Source organism: Listeria innocua, assembly GCF_028596125.1.
In the GTDB taxonomy this organism is placed as follows: domain Bacteria; phylum Bacillota; class Bacilli; order Lactobacillales; family Listeriaceae; genus Listeria; species Listeria innocua.
The window spans coordinates 2,453,066-2,470,330 of record NZ_CP117229.1; the positions used below are offsets into that span (position 1 = coordinate 2,453,066).

Sequence of the window (17,265 nt, forward strand, 5' to 3'; positions counted from 1 at the left end):
TCTACTCACCCTTTTTCAAACGTTTACGCTCTTTTCGGATAACAAGCATAAATTGAGGTATTGCAAAAAAACGTCTCCATCTAGAAGGATTCGCTAGCAATCTGTATACCCATTCAAGTCTCAGCTTTATCCAAATTTTAGGCGCTCGCTTTACATTATCAGTTAATACATCAAAACTCCCACCAACACCAATAAAAATACCTTTGGAAAAATTAGCCATCTGAGATAAAATCCATTTTTCTTGAGCAGGTGAACCTAGAGCAACAAAAATAACATCCGGTTCAGCAGCGATTATTTCTTTAGCAATCGCCTCACTCTCAAGCGCATCAAAATAACCATGATGAACACCACAAACAATTGCTTGCGGGTATTTTTCGTTCACTTTACTCTCCACGCCTTGACTAACTTCTGGTTTCGCCCCTAAAAAATAACAACGTAGCGGCTTTTCTAATAAACCAATCATTGTATCATAACCAGTAACTCGTTCTTTTAGCGGATTCCCAAGTTTTTCAGAAGCCATGATAATACCAATACCATCCGGAACAATATAATCAGCTTGACGTAAAATCCCCTCAAACTCTTTATCAGTCCGAGCATGCATTACAATTTCAGGATTAGCAGTTACAACAAAACGTCTTTCCCCATTTTGAGCAACATTATGTAATTCCTCAATAAATTCAGCTTGGGTTGTATTATAAAAAGGTATATTTAAAATTGAAATTTCCTGCTTTTTCATTTGAATCTCCTAAAAAACTTTATTATGTATAAGTTTATCATAAAAAAGAGCCTCTTCCTATTTTTAATCAAAAAAAGCTGCAAATAGCATATGCCATTTGCAGCTTTTCGATATGGAGTAGATTAATCTAAAATTTGTACTTTAACTTGTTTTACACCCCAGTTATTAACTTCTTGTACTGAGTTTAAATGTACATCAATTTTATTACCTTTAATTGCGCCACCAGTATCGGCTGCAATTGCTTCTCCGTATCCTTCAACATACACTTTTGAACCTAGAGGAATAACAGATGGATCAACTGCAATAACACGTGAATTATCGTTTAAATCGATTCCTGTTGCTGTCATATGGCTCATTCCTGGTTCAGCTTTACTATAAGCAGTTGCTGTAACTGTTAGCTCTTTTGAAACATTTCCTTGAGCTGACGAAGAGTTATTTGACGATTCATTAGATGTTGTTGATTTTTGAGTTGTTTGTGTTGATTTTTCTTCTTTTGGTTGCTGTGCTGGTTGTTCTGTAGCATTACTTTCTGATTTGTTGTTTTCAGAAGGTGTGCTTTCACTAGCTTTAGCATTTTCACCTACAGACAATTTTTGACCAACTATGATTAAATCAGATGAAAGATTATTCCATTCTTTTAATTGGTTAACTGTCACACCGTTATCTAATGCAATATGTCCTAGTGTGTCACCAGCTACAACTGTATATTTCGTACCGTTACTAGTAGCAGCTTTTTTCTCGCCACTATTTACTTGTAACGTTTGGTTTGGAAAAATTAAGTTTGAGCTTAAGTTGTTATCTTCTTTCAATTGTTTTATAGAGATATTATTTTCATTTGAGATTTTCCAAAGTGAGTCACCGTCTTGAACTTTATACTCAGCCGCAAAAGCTTGAGTTGAACCAGATCCTGCAATAATTAAACCAGCCGCAATGGCTACTACTGTTTTCTTCATGTAATTAATTCCCTCCTTGATTACTTTCGAGAACAATCGTACCACATGAAACTTTGGACTTGGTTACTAAAAAATTAAGCATGTATGACAGGCGCCTGAAGAGCCCCGAGAATCCTGCAATATTTGTAAATTACCATTATTGTCTGATTTTTATTGTTTACACCTTCAATTGGTTCTCAAATTCTTTCAACATAACTCGCCGTTATAGTTCACGCCTCTTTTATATCCCAATTAAATACTTCATAAAATAAACTATTTATATTTAAAAGATAGAATTGGAAAATTTTTCCATTACAAATAACTCCTAAAATCAACGCTTTTAATCGCTATTTCAACCAAATTTTTATAAATTATAAGTTAAATCTAGCTTTTTATAACAAAGTATTACATCATTCATCTTCTTCATGAGAGATATTAACTACATTTTCGCCTTTACCTCTACTTGATAGATACCTAATTTGGTGAACTAACACCTCAGTAATATAGACTTTCTGTTCCTCTTTATTCAAATATTGTCTAGATTGTAGTTCTCCGATTACACCTACTAATTGTCCTTTACTACAAAATTCAGCAGTTGCTTCTGCTCGCTTTCCCCAAATAACGCATTGAATAAAATCTGCATCATTGTCGACTCTCTTATTCTTTCTAAAACGATTTAAAGCTATTGTCAAATTCAAAACTGCCCTATCTTCTGTGGTCCATTTCAGTTCTGGCTCTTTTGTTAAACGTCCTACTAAAGTTACTTGATTAATCATATAATCGCCTCTTTCTTTTGGTGTAAAGCGATTATATTTGATAAAAATTTCTTTGTAAAATAGCTAAAGTTCCATTTTCATGGGGGTTAAAGAAACAAAAAAACCGTTTTCTGTTAGAAGAAAATAATACTTTTCTAGAGAGATAATGAATGCAAAACACTATTTTACTAAATTGCAACTTTTTTTAGCACATGCTATTCTGAGAACATCAAAAAAGCACCAAAATCCATTTTGGACTTCAGTGCTCATTATTTCTATTGTGGTAAATCTGATAAAGCGAACATAATTTCCGCTTCACAAACCAAATCGCCTTCTACTGTAGCCTTAACTTTGGCCTTGGCAATAGCGCCTCTCATTCGAGTGATTTCTGCTTCAAGTAAGAGTTGATCACCTGGCACAACTTGACGTTTAAAGCGACATCCATCAATTCCCGCAAACAAACCAATTTTGCCTTTATTAGCTTCACTTTGCATCATTGCAATCCCACTTGTTTGAGCAAGTGCTTCTACAATTAGGACACCCGGCATTACAGGATACTCCGGAAAATGGCCATTAAAGAATTCTTCATTAGCTGTTACATTCTTTATAGCAGTTACTTTTTTTCCTTCTTCAACAGAAATAACTCTATCCACTAATAAAAATGGATAACGATGAGGTAAAATTTCTTTGATTTTCTTAATATCTAACATATAAATCCCCCAAATTCAAATTTAGATACGACCACGTTTTTTATTTGTTAGTGATTCAAGCAAAATGCCAGTACCGAGAGCTACAACATCTAAAGGATTTTCAGTAATTAGAACCGGAACTTTTAATTGTTCAGACATTAATTCGTCTAAACCATGTAATAATGAACCGCCACCAGTCATAATAATTCCTCTATCAATAATATCTGCTGAAAGTTCTGGAGGTGTTTGCTCTAAAACTTGTCGAGCTGCTAAAACCATTAAGTTCAATGAATCATGAATAGCTTCTTCTACTTCAGAACTAGTAATGGAGATAGTCTTAGGTAAGCCACTTACTAAGTCTCTACCGCGAATCTCCATAGTTTCTTCTTTAGTACCTCGGGAAGCAGTTCCAATAGTTACTTTAATATTTTCAGCAGTTCTTTCACCAATAAGTACGTTATACTTTCTTTTAACATAATTTAAGATATCAGCGTCCCATTTATTGCCGGCCACTTTTACGGATTGGCTTGTTACGATGTCGCCCATAGATAATACGGCTACATCCGCAGTTCCACCACCGATGTCAATAATCATATTACCAGAAGGCTCAAAGATTTCCATGCCAGCACCAATAGCCGCAACTTTAGGTTCTTCTTCTAGGAACACTTGCTTTCCACCACTTTTTTCAGCAACTTCTCTAATTGCTTTTTGCTCAACAGAAGTAATATTCGTTGGGCAACAAATTAAAATGCGAGGACGCGAAAAAAAGGTTTTCAGGTTCAACTTTTGTATAAAGAAACGTAGCATTTCTTGAACAATATCAAAATCAGCAATAACCCCATCTTTCATAGGTTTGATTGCTGTAATATCCCCTGGAGTTCTACCAACCATATCTCTAGCTTCTGTTCCAACTGCTAGAACTTGTCCAGTCTTATTGTTTATAGCGACAACTGAAGGTTCATTAACAACGATTCCTCTTCCTTTAACATGAATTAATACATTAGCTGTACCTAAATCGATACCAACATCTTTTGCCATTTACATTTTAACTCCTTTCGTGGTGTACACCTAATTTTACATCTCATTCTGAATTATAGCATAATTTACGTTACGCTGAAATGTATATTTCATGACAACGTGGTTTTTTTCACGATAATAAAAAAAACCGTACCAAAAGATACGGTTTTAACAAATTTAATTTTAGAATAGAGAAGCTAAATTCGTTACATCGATTTTAGAATCATCTACACGTTCTACATCTGCACCAAGCGCTTGAAGTTTTCCGTGGAAATTATTATAGCCACGGTCTAAGTATTTAAGTTCCGTTACTTGTGTATAACCATCCGCAACAAGACCTGCAAGAATAAGTGCTGCTGCTGCACGTAAATCAGTCGCCGCAACTTCAGCTCCTTGTAGTTTTGCTGGACCGGAAATAATAACAGAATGTCCTTCAATTTTCATATCTGCATTCATTCGACGCATTTCTTCAACGTGCATGAAGCGATTTTCAAAAACAGTTTCTGTCATAATGCTTGTGCCTTCACTTAGCATTTGAATAACCATCATTTGTGATTGCATATCAGTTGGGAAACCAGGATGTGGCATTGTTTTAACATCCACTGCTTTCAATTTATCTGGTCCAATGACACGAATGCCATTTTCTTCTTCAATAATTTGAACGCCCATTTCCTCTAATTTAGCGATTAATGAACTAATATGTTCAGGAACTGCATCTTCAATTAAAACATTTCCTCCTGTAATCGCTGCAGCAATCATAAACGTACCAGCTTCAATACGGTCAGGAATAATAGAATGTTCAGTAGCAGTTAATTCTTTAACTCCTTCGATTCTAATTACTTCAGTTCCTGCTCCAATAACTCTGGCACCCATTTGGTTAAGGAAATTCGCTAAATCTACAATTTCAGGTTCGCGAGCAACATTCTCAATCACTGTTGTTCCTTCAGCTAATGTAGCAGCCATCATAATATTTTGAGTTGCTCCAACACTTGGGAAATCTAAGTATACTTTAGCCCCTACTAATTTTTCAGCAGTAGCTTCAATATAACCATTTTCGATTTTTACAATTGCGCCCATTGCTTCAAAGCCTTTTAAATGTAAATCTACTGGTCTTGAGCCGATTGCACATCCACCTGGCAAAGCTACACGAGCTGAACCAGTACGAGCTAATAGTGGTCCCATGACAACAATAGAAGCACGCATTTTTCGAACATACTCAAAAGGTGCATCAGAAGTGATTTCTCCTGTTGCATCAACTGTTACTTCATCATTTACAAAAGAAACATCAGCATTTAAATATTTAAGTACCTCATTAATTGTGAATACATCAGACAAATTTGGGACATTTTTTAATACGCTAGTACCTTTACTCGCAAGTAATGTAGCAGCTATTACCGGTAATACAGCATTTTTGGCACCTTCCATTTTTACAGAACCATTTAACTGTTTTCCACCGCGTACAATAATTTTTTCCAAAAAGAACCCCTCCGCGTTACTAATAACTAAATCATTTATCGAATTTTAAAATTAAAACATATCTTAGTAATTCTACCACTTATCACCCTAAAATATCAACTGATTTTAACCTAATATTAAACTTGTTATAAGCTTATATTAAATTTTTACTACAATAGTACTTTTTCTAGCCAAAAAAATTAATTAACTGCTTAGATGCCGCTAAGTAGTCTAAGAAAAAGTTACTTAATGTATAACCGAGCACAATCGAAATAATCACAAATAGTAGTCTAGCTTGCGTTACATGATTTTTCTTAATGAATTTTTCGTAGTTGATTGCTTGCAAAGACCAAAAAGTAATAACGATAAATAGTAAATGTGAAATGATGATGACATATGGTGATTCCATAATAATATTATACATGTGTTCGCTCCTCATTTTTCGCTACTACTCATTTTAACAAATACAGAGAGGAAAAAACAGTTAATGCACTTATGGTTATATAAAAAAACTTCCTGGCTAAAAACCAGGAAGCTAAATTATTATTAATTGTGTTCTTTCGCGTGAATTCGGTTGATCGCTCTTTGTAGTGCTAGTCGAGCCATTACTTCATCCACTTTTTGTTCTTTTGCACGGCTAAGTTCTTCTTCTGCACGTTGTTTTGCTTTTTCAGCGCGATCAATATCAATATCTTGTTCGCGTTCAGCAGTATCCGCAAGAATATTAACTTCTTCACCGTTTACTTCCATAAAGCCACCATTTACAGCGACCCATTCCTCACCAGACTCTACTTTTAAACGAACGATGTCGATTTTGAGTGGAGCAACTAGTGGAACATGGCCAGGTAAAATACCGAGTTCACCTGCTTTTGTTCTAGCAATAACCATTTGAGCAACGCCTTCATAAACAGGGCCGTCTGGAGTAACAATACTAACATTTAATGAACCCATACGTATTTCCTCCTGTTTTTATCAGACTTCAACGCCCATATCTTTTGCTTTTTCAAGAACATCCTCAATACGTCCAACTGAACGGAATGCATCTTCAGGAATATGGTCGTATTTTCCGGCTAATAAGTCTTTGAATCCTTTAACTGTTTCTTTAACAGGGACATAAGAACCTTTTTGGCCTGTAAATTGTTCTGCAACGTGGAAATTTTGAGATAAGAAGAATTGTACACGACGCGCACGAGAAACCGATTGTTTATCTTCATCAGATAACTCATCCATACCAAGGATAGCGATAATGTCTTGAAGTTCTTTATATCTTTGTAGTAAACGTTGTACTTCCGTTGCTACTTCATAGTGTTCTTCACCTACGATATCAGGAGAAAGAGCACGGGATGTAGAAGCAAGTGGATCTACCGCTGGATAAATACCTTGTTCCGTTAATTTACGTTCCAAGTTAGTTGTTGCATCTAAATGGGCGAAAGTTGTAGCCGGAGCAGGGTCAGTATAGTCATCGGCTGGCACATAAATCGCTTGGATAGAAGTAACGGATCCAACGTTAGTAGATGTAATACGTTCTTGTAATTGACCCATTTCAGTAGCTAGGGTTGGTTGGTAACCTACCGCAGATGGCATACGACCTAGTAAAGCCGAAACCTCTGAACCAGCTTGTGTGAAACGGAAAATGTTATCAATGAATAAAAGTACATCTTGGTGCTCTTCATCACGGAAATATTCAGCAATTGTTAAACCAGTTAAGGCTACACGCATACGCGCACCTGGTGGCTCATTCATTTGACCGAATACCATCGCTGTTTTTTCAATAACACCAGAATCTTTCATTTCAAAGTAAAGGTCGTTCCCTTCACGAGTACGCTCTCCAACGCCTGCGAACACTGAAATACCACCGTGTTCTTGTGCGATATTATGGATAAGCTCTTGAATTAGAACGGTTTTACCTACACCGGCACCACCGAACAGTCCGATTTTACCACCTTTTAAGTATGGAGCTAGCAAGTCAACTACTTTAATTCCTGTTTCAAGAATTTCTGTTGTTGTTGCTAATTGATCGAAAGTTGGTGCTTCGCGGTGAATTTTATTACGTTTAATATCGCTTGGAAGTGGTTCGTCCAAATCGATGGTGTTTCCTAATACATTAAATACACGACCAAGAGTTACTGTACCAACTGGAACGGTAATTGGGCTCCCAGTATCAATAACTTCCATACCTCTTTGAACACCATCTGTTGATGCCATTGCGATTGTACGCACAACGTCATCACCTAATTGGATGGCTACTTCTAAAGTAAGTTGGCTAGTTGGTGCTTCTTCTGCATCAGATTTATATTCAATAACTAGGGCGTTGTAGATTTCAGGTAAGTTTCCACCTTCAAATTTAACGTCTACAACCGGACCCATAACTTGGATTACTTGTCCTTTAGACATGCAATTATTCCTCCTCACTTACCTTCCCATTTATTGGGACGTTACAAGAAACGCCGACTTCTATTCGAGCGCGGCTGCTCCTCCGACGATTTCGGTAATTTCTTGCGTGATCGCAGCTTGGCGAGCACGGTTATATTGTAGTGATAAGTCACTGATTAAATCGGATGCATTATCTGTCGCGCTTCTCATGGCAGTCATACGAGCAGCATGTTCAGCGGCTTTGGCATCCAGAAGTGCTCCGAAAATTAGGCTTTCCACATATTGCGGTAATAATACTTCCAGGATTTCTTGTTCGGAAGGCTCAAATTCGTAAGTAGTTAAATCTACATCCGTTTCTTTACCTTTTTCGTGAAATTCCGTCAGTGGTAGTAGTTGCTCTTTTCTCAGTTCACTAGAAATAGAATTGATATGGTGATTATAATAAATGAAAACCTCGTCATAAACACCATCTTCAAACATTTGAACTGTGTTACTAGCAATATCTTTAATTTCCGCAAATATCGGGTGATCTGTAATACCTTGTACTTCTAAAACCACATTCATTTGACGCGCTTTAAAGAAGTCACGAGCAGATCTACCTACAGTGATTATTGCATATTCATCACTTGACGTATGCTTTTTATTAATTTCTTGAAATACTTCTTTGATTACGGAACTGTTGTAAGAACCTGCAAGTCCAGTATCAGAAGTAAGTACGATATAACCAGTACGGTGAACAGGTCTAGATACAAGCATTGGATGGTCGCTGCTGTTACCAGTGCTAGCAACATGTGTTACTACGTCTTTAATTTTAGAAACGTAAGGCTCATATGAACGAGCGTTTGATTCTGCACGACCTAGTTTTGCTGCTGATACCATTTGCATTGCTTTTGTAATTTGACTTGTTTTACGCGTAGAAGTTATTCGTTGTTTAATATCGATTAAAGATGCCAAAGATTTTCACCACCTTTGAATTTATTCCGAGTCTAAATTATTTTTCTTCAGAAGGAACAAATGTATTTTTAAATTCTTTTAATGCTGCTTCAAGTTTCGCTTCGTCAGGAAGTTTTTTCGTTGTACGAATTTCTTCCAAAAGCTCTGGGTGATTATGATCAAACCATGTATTCATTTCGGACTCAAAACGCAGAACATCATGAACTGGTACATCATCCAGATATTTATGAACAAGTGCATAAAGAATCAATACTTGTTTTTCAACTTTCAAAGGTTTGTGCAAATCTTGTTTTAGAACTTCTACTGTACGTTTACCACGTTCTAGTTTCGCACGAGTAGCTGCGTCCAAGTCAGAACCGAATTGTGAGAAGGATTCTAGCTCACGGTAAGCGGCAAGATCTAGACGAAGTGTTCCGGCAACAGTTTTCATTGCTTTAATTTGCGCTGATCCACCTACACGGGATACAGAAAGCCCGGCGTTGATCGCTGGACGTACTCCGGAGAAGAATAAATCAGATTGCAAGAAGATTTGTCCGTCAGTAATTGAGATAACGTTTGTAGGAATATAAGCGGAAATGTCTCCGGCTTGTGTTTCTACGAATGGAAGAGCCGTAATGGATCCGCCACCTAAGCTATCATTTAATTTTGCAGCACGTTCAAGTAAACGGGAGTGTAAGTAGAAAACATCCCCTGGATAAGCTTCACGACCTGGAGGACGACGAAGTAATAGAGACAGCTCACGATAAGCAGCTGCTTGTTTGGATAAGTCATCATATACAACTAAAACGTGTTTACCGCTGTACATGAATTCTTCAGCCATAGCAACACCAGCATAAGGTGCCAAATAAAGAAGTGGCGCTGGTTGAGATGCTGCTGCAGTTACGACGATTGTGTAATCTAATGCGCCGTGATGACGTAATGTTTCTACGGCATTACGAACAGTAGATTCTTTTTGACCGATGGCAACATAAATACAAATCATGTCTTGGTCAGCTTGGTTTAGAATTGTATCAATTGCTACAGATGTTTTACCAGTTTGGCGGTCACCAATGATTAACTCACGTTGACCACGACCAATAGGAACAAGTGCATCAATTGCTTTAATACCTGTTTGTAGTGGTTCGTTTACCGATTGACGTTGCATAACACCAGGTGCTACTGCTTCAATCGGACGAGTTCCAGTTGTTTCAATTGGGCCTAAACCATCAACAGGTTGACCTAATGAGTTAACTACACGCCCAATAAGCGCTTCGCCAACAGGAACTTCCATGATTTTACCGGTACGACGAACTTCATCGCCTTCACGGATTTCAGTGTAAGGACCTAGAATAATGATACCAACATCATTTGTTTCTAAGTTTTGGGCCATACCCATTACACCATTTGAGAACTCTAACAATTCACCAGCCATTGCATTATCGAGTCCATGAGCACGCGCAATACCGTCACCAATGTAGGTAACCGTACCAACATCACTCACTTTTAGTTCAGATTGATAATTTTCAATCTGCTGTTTTATGATTGAGCTGATCTCTTCAGCCTTAATGCTCATTGATTTCACCCCTCGTTAAACGGAAACTAGGCTTTAATTTGCCGTTCCATGTCCTTTAATTTCGTTTTTAGACTGTCATCATATATACGGGTTCCAATAACCACTTTGACTCCACCAAGAAGGGATTTATCAATGTGATTTTGAATGTTTAATTTTGTTTTGTTCATTTTCGCAGCAAATACTCTCGAGAGCGCCGTAAGTTCTTGTTCAGAAAGCGGGACAACAGAATAAACATCTGCATCCGCAACTCCGCGCAAGTCATTTACGCGTTTTTGGTAAACGTCCGCAATAACAGAAAGATAATCTTCTCTGCTACGGTCAATTAAAAGATAAATAAAATCTCTTAATGTCGGATTGATTTTTTCAAAAACAGCGCTGGCAAGATTTTTCTTTTGCTCGGTCGTGAAAGTAGGATTTTCAAGTAGTTTTACAAAATCTTTATTTGCATTTAATGCCGCTTTTAATTCAGTTAGTTCTTCTGAAAAAACGTCGACTAAATCTTTATCTTGAGCTACTTGAAAAAGCGCATTGGCATAGCGACCTGCAACTTCCAAATCTTTACTCATTTGTCATCCCCTAGCCTTTCGATATAATCTTGGATAAGGTTAGATTGTTCTTTTTCATCCAGATTTTTTTCGATGACTTTCGATGCAATAAGAACAGATAAGGAACCGACTTGTTCACGAAGAGCAGAAATAGCATCTTCTTTTTCACGTGCAATATCGGCTTTTGCTTCTTCTTTTATACGTTCTGATTCACGTCTAGCAGTTTTGACAATTTCTTCGCGTTCTTTTTCACCAAGCTGTTTTGCATTCTCAATCATTGTTTGAGATTCAACACGAGCTTGTTGTAAAACACTTTTTTGTTCGGCAAGTAGTTGTTCTGCTTGAGCACGGCTTTCTTCAGCCGCATCAATTTCAGAACCAATATGCTCTTCACGCTCTTTCATAACTCCCATAAGAGGTTTCCAAGCATAAATTCGGATTAAAACTAGCAAAATCGCGAAAGCAAAAAGTGTGAAGAATGCATCACCAAACGTAAATGCGGAACCAATTACTAAATGTGGTTGTAACACGCCAGTTTCACTCCTTTCTATACATTCGCTTGAATTATTCGTTCAAAACGAAAGAGATGAGGTTTTATTTCCTCAACTTCCTTCAAATTATTTATTAAGAACCATGAACGCAATAACTACAGCGATGATAGGAAGGGCCTCAACAAGACCGATACCAATGAACATGATTGTTTGTAGCATAGAACGCGCTTCTGGTTGACGCGCAACACCCTCGACAGTTTTTGATACGATAAGACCGTTACCAATACCCGCACCTAATGCACCTAATCCAACAGCAATAGCAGCTGCAATAACACCTAAAGACATATAATTATCCTCCTAATTTTTCTAAATATTATTTTTTATTACTTTTATAAATGACTTATTTGAAAGTTAGTTTAATGTTCGTCACTTACCTTATGCGACATGTAAACCATGGTCAGCATAGTGAAAATGTACGCTTGAATTGCCCCAATGAAAATTGAGAATCCTTGCCATAGTAACGCAGGAATTATTGCTAGCACACCTACAAATATGTTCATATGAGCAAGTTGTGTTGCAATGATGGTTAACAAAACTTCGCCGGCGAAAATATTACCGTAAAGACGTAAACCAAGCGTTAAAGTATTAGCAAATTCTTCTACTAATTTAAGTGGGAATAAAAATTTCATTGGACTAAAGTAAGTACCAACAAAATAGTGCTTGAAACCACGCATTTTAATACCATAGTAATGCGTTAAGCCAAGAACCATTATCGCAAGTGTTAATGTGACAATTGGATCCGCTGTAGGTGAACGCCACCATACTTCATCGTTAATCGCGATTTGAAATGGCAGTCCTAGCATATTAGCTACGAAAATAAACATTAGTAGCGTAATACCAAGCACATGGAATCTCCCACCGGTTTTCCAATCCATATTACTATTAATAATACCTCTGACAAAATCCATAACCCATTCAATGAAGTTCTGCTTTCCGGTAGGTCGGCGTTGCAGATTTCTGGTACAGATAATGGCTATTAGAAGAACGATGACACAAGTCACAGTAATCATCAAAATATTAGATAGATTAAAGTCGATCCCTAATAGGCTTATCGTTGGAAATTCCTCTTCCAATTAGGTTCACCCCTCTCTTTTTAAAAACTTTTTTCTGCGGTACATGGAATACACAAAAAAATCCAGAAAAATAATTGCATATGCAAGCCCAAGTCCGATTACCATGCTATAAACATGAAAATATTCCGGCAGTTGCGTCGCTATAATAGTAGCAAATAACACGCTCCCCATTCTAAATGGCATTCCCATACCATAAAAAGAACGATTTTCAGCCAAAGCTCTAGTCATTGATTGTGTACGCCTCATTAATAACCAGTAGTTAAACCAGCCGACGATTAAACCCAATTTAAGTCCCAAGAAAATATGTATGTAAGGGGTTAAAAACCATCCACAAAGACAAACAGCAATAAAAAGAACCATATACTTTTGATGACGATGATACATGCCAATTAGCGATTCTAACATTCGGGGCGCAATCCTTTCTTTTTCAAAAGATTTTTCTTTCCAGATGACCATTTTGAAATCTCAGGGAGTAAGTTTGGTTTGTGAAAACAAGCACATTTTCCCCAATTCATCCCAATCCCAAACACACATGAAAGCCTTATCAGCGTGTCAGTTCTTAGCATACAACAGCCAAAAGAGAAAAGTCAATACACTTTCACAAATTGTGCGTACATCTATTACTAATAGTACCACAATTGACCCTATCCATAAAAGAATAGCCCATTATTTCTGAGATTTTTTTGATTTCAAAATCTAGTCGTTTCTTAGATTGCTCCGCCAGAATTATCTTTGTCCATTTAACAGCAATCAACACCTCCGTAATCGATGGAAAACTTGCCTCCTGTTCGTGTGATATTTCACAAAAAAGGCGACAAAAACTCTCTTTCGTACAAATAAAAAAACTTCTACCATTATTGGTAAAAGAATTCGATACGATTATTCGCAAATTTCGCGACCGAAAGTTCTTTTCCCAAGAAAAAGAACGGAAAAAACAGCCGGACTCACTTATCATGAGTTGCATTTTGATATAGAGTGCCCGTATAAATTCCAATTCAGTCAACGCGAAAACTAGCGTCGGCGGGATTGTAGTGAATACTGAGCGCAGTCTTCTATCCCTATGCTAAAAACAAGCTATTTTTTGGGCTCTTATATTAATAACATTGACCATCTTATCACATGTAACATAAAAGAACTAGTGAAAATCGAGCGTGTAACATATCTGTAACAATAAGGCGCTTTCATTCTAAAAAAAGAGGAAAACTAGACTTTTAACGCCTAGTTTTCCACTGTGTTTTACACGATAAAATCTTCTGGTCGCTTCGTTCCATTAAACTGACTTTTGATTGCTTCTAAAATTCTATTTGCAGCAAGTCCATCACCATATGGATTGGCCGCTTTCGCCATTTTATCATGGCTTTCTTTATTATCAAGTAATTCTAATGCTTCTTTTATGAGATTTTCTTTACTCGTCCCAATTAGTTTTAACGTGCCTGCTTCGATGCCTTCTGGGCGTTCTGTTGTGTCTCGTAAAACTAAAACAGGTACTCCCATGCCCGGCGCTTCTTCTTGTACGCCACCTGAATCAGTAAAAACAAGGTAAGATTTGCGTAAGAAATTATGAAAGTCAATAGCATCTAGTGGTTCAATCAAATGAATGCGATCATGACCACCTAAAATACTCATTGCTTTTTCCCTAACAGCTGGATTCAAATGCATCGGATATACAAGTTCCACATCCTCACGACTCTCGACAATTTCGCGAACCGCTTCAAACATACCTTGCATAGGTTCTCCCAGATTTTCTCTCCGGTGAGCAGTCATGAGTATTAAGCGATTATCACCAAGATTCTCTAAAATAGGATGATGATAATCCTCTTGAACAGTTGTTTTAAGGGCATCAATGGCAGTATTTCCTGTTACAAAAATAGTAGCTGGATTTTTCCCTTCCGCAAGCAGGTTTTCTTTAGCTTGTTTCGTTGGAGAAAAATGCATATCCGCCATTACTCCAGTTAATTGACGATTCATTTCTTCTGGGAACGGCGAATATTTATTCCAAGTTCTAAGTCCCGCTTCGACATGTCCAAGCTTTTTTTGTTGATAAAAAGTAGCTAGTCCGGCGGCAAAACTTGTAGTCGTATCACCGTGAACTAGGACAATATCAGGATTTTCCTTAGCAATAACATCATTAATTCCGTTCATTACGCGTGAAGTTATATCAGCTAAGGTTTGTCCTTTTTTCATTATATCTAAGTCAATATCAGGTTTTATATCAAAAATTTCTAAGACTTGATCCAACATTTCACGGTGTTGCGCGGTAATAACTACCGTTGACTCAAACGTTTCTGATTCTTTTTCTAATGCCAAAACGAGCGGCGCCATCTTGATTGCCTCTGGTCTTGTTCCAAAGATGCTCATTACTTTGATTTTAGCCAATTGCGAACCTCCTTATAAAAAAACTCCTCAGAAATAGCTCGACAAAAAATTTTCCAGTCTGCCAAAAAGCAGCACTGTTTATAATTCCTTATCTCACTAAACCGAGGAGATTGTTAATTATTTAGTTCCGAATAATCTATCGCCAGCATCTCCTAAGCCTGGACGGATATAACCATTTTCGTCTAGCTTCTCGTCTAAGCCAGCCACATAGATTTCTACATCAGGATGTGCTTCTTGAAGAGCTTTAACGCCTTCAGGAGCTGCTACTAGACACATGAATTTCATGTTGCGAGCGCCGCGTTTTTTCAAGCAATCGATAGCCATAATTGCTGATCCACCAGTTGCAAGCATTGGGTCTACAACGATGAAAAGACGTTCTTCCACATCAGAAGGTAGTTTTACAAAATATTCTACTGGTTCAAGTGTATCATGATCACGGTAAAGACCTACATGACCTACTTTAGCAGCAGGGATAAGTTTTAAAATGCCATCTTGCATACCAAGACCAGCTCTTAAAATTGGCACTACACCTAATTTTTTACCTGTAAGTGTTTTTGCAGTTGTTGTTTGTAGTGGTGTTTCAACTTGGATGTCTTCAAGTTCCATATCACGTGTAATTTCGTACGCCATTAATGTAGCGACTTCATCTACAAGTTCGCGGAATGCTTTTGTTCCCGTATTTTTATCTCGAATAATTGTTAATTTGTGTTGTACTAAAGGGTGATTAATTACGTGTACGTTTGCCATCGATTAGTTCGCTCCTTTGATATTGAAAATTTCCTTCTCTTATTGTATCAGAACAAGACACAAGTGCAAGGATTAATTTGCTATACATGAAAAAAACCGGATTTCTCTAAAATTCAGAAAAAACCGGCTCACTTATTTTATAAACTTGGATAAAGCGGATATTCATTTGTTAAATTAGCTACACGAGCTTTCACATCTGCTAAAACTTCTTCATTTTCTAAGTTGTGCAGCACTTCAGAAATAAGTACTCCCACTTTTTCAATAGCTACTTCATCGAAACCACGTGTTGTAACTGCCGCCACGCCTACACGGATACCGCTCGTTACAAATGGGCTTTCTGTTTCAAATGGAATGGTATTTTTATTCACGGTAATACCAACCTCATCTAATACTTTTTCAGCAGCTTTTCCTGTTAAGCCAAGTGGTTTTAAATCAATTAATAGTAAATGATTATCCGAACCGCCTGTTAAAACAGCAACATCATTAGCTTGAAGTGTTTCTGCTAATTTTTTAGAGTTGCGAATGATTTGTTCACAGTACGCAGTGAATTCAGGTTGTAATGCTTCACCAAATGCCACTGCTTTCGCTGCGATTACGTGCATTAATGGTCCACCTTGAATTCCCGGGAAAATCGATTTATTTAATTTTTGTTCCCATTCAGCTTTTGCTAAAATCATTCCGCCACGAGGTCCACGAAGGGTTTTATGAGTGGTTGTAGTTGTAAAATCAGCATAAGGAACTGGATTTTGATGTAAACCTGCTGCAACAAGACCAGCAATATGCGCCATATCAACCATTAAGTATGCGCCAACTTCATCAGCAATTTCACGAAATTTAGCAAAATCAATTTTACGTGGGTAAGCACTTGCACCAGCTACAATCATTTTTGGTTTATGTTTTAATGCTGCTTCACGAACGATTTCATAGTCAATTTCTTTCGTATCTTCACGAACACCGTATTCAACAAAATTGTATAAAACACCACTAAAGTTCACTGGACTACCATGTGTTAAATGGCCACCATGTGAAAGGTTCATACCAAGCACTGTGTCGCCTGGTTCAAGCACAGTATGATAAACTGCCATGTTCGCTTGAGCGCCTGAGTGTGGTTGAACATTCGCATATTCAGCGCCAAATAATTTCTTCGCCCGGTCGCGTGCTAAATCTTCCACAATATCCACGAATTCACATCCGCCGTAGTAACGTTTTCCAGGGTAACCTTCTGCATATTTATTCGTTAATACAGAACCCATTGCTTCCATTACTTGCTCACTAACAAAATTCTCAGATGCGATTAATTCGATATTCGCGCGTTGTCTACCAAGTTCTAACTTAATTGCATCAAAAACTTCCTTATCTTGCTTTTGTAAATAGACCATCTGTGGACCCCATCCTTTTCTGATAAATTTTTCAAGTGAACTGTTATGTATTATCTTTAATAATTACTTAAATCGGGTAGAAAAGCAAGTATTTTGGAGCAAAAAAAAGCAATTTCCGATAGTGAAGCGCT

The 17,265-nt window shown here is 37.4% G+C and carries 20 protein-coding genes; all 20 read right to left on the bottom strand.

The genetic code is table 11. The annotated features are described in order from the left end of the window. Position 1: 1 nt before the first annotated feature. Complete coding sequence (locus PQQ29_RS12755; RefSeq protein WP_003772308.1) at positions 2–736, bottom strand: WecB/TagA/CpsF family glycosyltransferase; 735 nt, start codon at positions 734–736, stop codon at positions 2–4. A 122-nt stretch (positions 737–858) separates the two neighbouring features. Continuing rightward, positions 859–1,689, bottom strand: coding sequence for a LysM peptidoglycan-binding and 3D domain-containing protein (locus PQQ29_RS12760; RefSeq protein WP_003763973.1), 831 nt, complete (start codon positions 1,687–1,689; stop codon positions 859–861). Between the two features lie 389 nt (positions 1,690–2,078). Then, positions 2,079–2,444, bottom strand: a complete 366-nt coding sequence (locus PQQ29_RS12765) for a single-stranded DNA-binding protein (protein ID WP_010991325.1) — start codon at positions 2,442–2,444, stop codon at positions 2,079–2,081. Between the two features lie 254 nt (positions 2,445–2,698). Next, the gene (gene fabZ / locus PQQ29_RS12770; RefSeq protein WP_003763977.1) at positions 2,699–3,133 is read right to left on the bottom strand and encodes a 3-hydroxyacyl-ACP dehydratase FabZ; all 435 of its coding nucleotides are present in this window, start codon (positions 3,131–3,133) and stop codon (positions 2,699–2,701) included. Between the two features lie 21 nt (positions 3,134–3,154). After that, positions 3,155–4,150 (bottom strand): rod shape-determining protein MreB, encoded by a 996-nt coding sequence (gene mreB / locus PQQ29_RS12775; protein ID WP_010991326.1) that lies wholly within the window; start codon positions 4,148–4,150, stop codon positions 3,155–3,157. Between the two features lie 162 nt (positions 4,151–4,312). Continuing rightward, on the bottom strand, positions 4,313–5,605 hold the full coding sequence (gene murA, locus PQQ29_RS12780; RefSeq protein WP_003772302.1) for a UDP-N-acetylglucosamine 1-carboxyvinyltransferase: 1,293 nt from the start codon (positions 5,603–5,605) through the stop codon (positions 4,313–4,315). 166 nt (positions 5,606–5,771) lie between these two features. Continuing rightward, a complete protein-coding gene (locus tag PQQ29_RS12785) occupies positions 5,772–6,008 on the bottom strand; it encodes a DUF1146 family protein (RefSeq protein WP_010991327.1) in 237 nt (78 codons plus the stop codon). Between the two features lie 122 nt (positions 6,009–6,130). Next, entirely contained in the window at positions 6,131–6,535 is a 405-nt protein-coding gene (locus tag PQQ29_RS12790) for a F0F1 ATP synthase subunit epsilon (RefSeq protein ID WP_003772297.1), read from the bottom strand. A 21-nt stretch (positions 6,536–6,556) separates the two neighbouring features. Continuing rightward, positions 6,557–7,978, bottom strand: coding sequence for a F0F1 ATP synthase subunit beta (gene atpD / locus PQQ29_RS12795; protein WP_003772293.1), 1,422 nt, complete (start codon positions 7,976–7,978; stop codon positions 6,557–6,559). Positions 7,979–8,038: 60 nt separating this feature from the next. Continuing rightward, positions 8,039–8,911, bottom strand: coding sequence for a F0F1 ATP synthase subunit gamma (locus tag PQQ29_RS12800; protein ID WP_003723463.1), 873 nt, complete (start codon positions 8,909–8,911; stop codon positions 8,039–8,041). A 37-nt stretch (positions 8,912–8,948) separates the two neighbouring features. Next, entirely contained in the window at positions 8,949–10,463 is a 1,515-nt protein-coding gene (atpA, locus tag PQQ29_RS12805; protein ID WP_003739782.1) for a F0F1 ATP synthase subunit alpha, read from the bottom strand. 26 nt (positions 10,464–10,489) lie between these two features. Then, positions 10,490–11,029 carry a F0F1 ATP synthase subunit delta gene (locus tag PQQ29_RS12810; RefSeq protein WP_003772291.1) on the bottom strand — a complete coding sequence of 180 codons (540 nt, stop codon included), beginning with the start codon at positions 11,027–11,029 and terminating at the stop codon, positions 10,490–10,492. Next, positions 11,026–11,538 (bottom strand): F0F1 ATP synthase subunit B, encoded by a 513-nt coding sequence (gene atpF, locus PQQ29_RS12815; RefSeq protein WP_003739784.1) that lies wholly within the window; start codon positions 11,536–11,538, stop codon positions 11,026–11,028. Before atpF ends, PQQ29_RS12810 begins: the two co-directional genes overlap by 4 nt. Before the next feature lie 87 nt (positions 11,539–11,625). Continuing rightward, a complete protein-coding gene (gene atpE / locus PQQ29_RS12820; RefSeq protein WP_003723467.1) occupies positions 11,626–11,844 on the bottom strand; it encodes a F0F1 ATP synthase subunit C in 219 nt (72 codons plus the stop codon). A gap of 71 nt (positions 11,845–11,915) precedes the next feature. Further along, a complete protein-coding gene (atpB, locus tag PQQ29_RS12825; RefSeq protein WP_003723468.1) occupies positions 11,916–12,632 on the bottom strand; it encodes a F0F1 ATP synthase subunit A in 717 nt (238 codons plus the stop codon). 6 nt (positions 12,633–12,638) lie between these two features. After that, the gene (locus tag PQQ29_RS12830) at positions 12,639–13,037 is read right to left on the bottom strand and encodes an ATP synthase subunit I (RefSeq protein WP_003729250.1); all 399 of its coding nucleotides are present in this window, start codon (positions 13,035–13,037) and stop codon (positions 12,639–12,641) included. A gap of 193 nt (positions 13,038–13,230) precedes the next feature. After that, positions 13,231–13,398 (bottom strand): hypothetical protein, encoded by a 168-nt coding sequence (locus PQQ29_RS12835; RefSeq protein ID WP_077904850.1) that lies wholly within the window; start codon positions 13,396–13,398, stop codon positions 13,231–13,233. Positions 13,399–13,868: 470 nt separating this feature from the next. Continuing rightward, complete coding sequence (gene wecB, locus PQQ29_RS12840; protein ID WP_010991328.1) at positions 13,869–15,008, bottom strand: non-hydrolyzing UDP-N-acetylglucosamine 2-epimerase; 1,140 nt, start codon at positions 15,006–15,008, stop codon at positions 13,869–13,871. Between the two features lie 117 nt (positions 15,009–15,125). Next, positions 15,126–15,755 carry a uracil phosphoribosyltransferase gene (gene upp, locus PQQ29_RS12845; RefSeq protein WP_003764001.1) on the bottom strand — a complete coding sequence of 210 codons (630 nt, stop codon included), beginning with the start codon at positions 15,753–15,755 and terminating at the stop codon, positions 15,126–15,128. 137 nt (positions 15,756–15,892) lie between these two features. After that, positions 15,893–17,134, bottom strand: a complete 1,242-nt coding sequence (glyA, locus tag PQQ29_RS12850; protein ID WP_010991329.1) for a serine hydroxymethyltransferase — start codon at positions 17,132–17,134, stop codon at positions 15,893–15,895. Positions 17,135–17,265 lie beyond the last annotated feature (131 nt).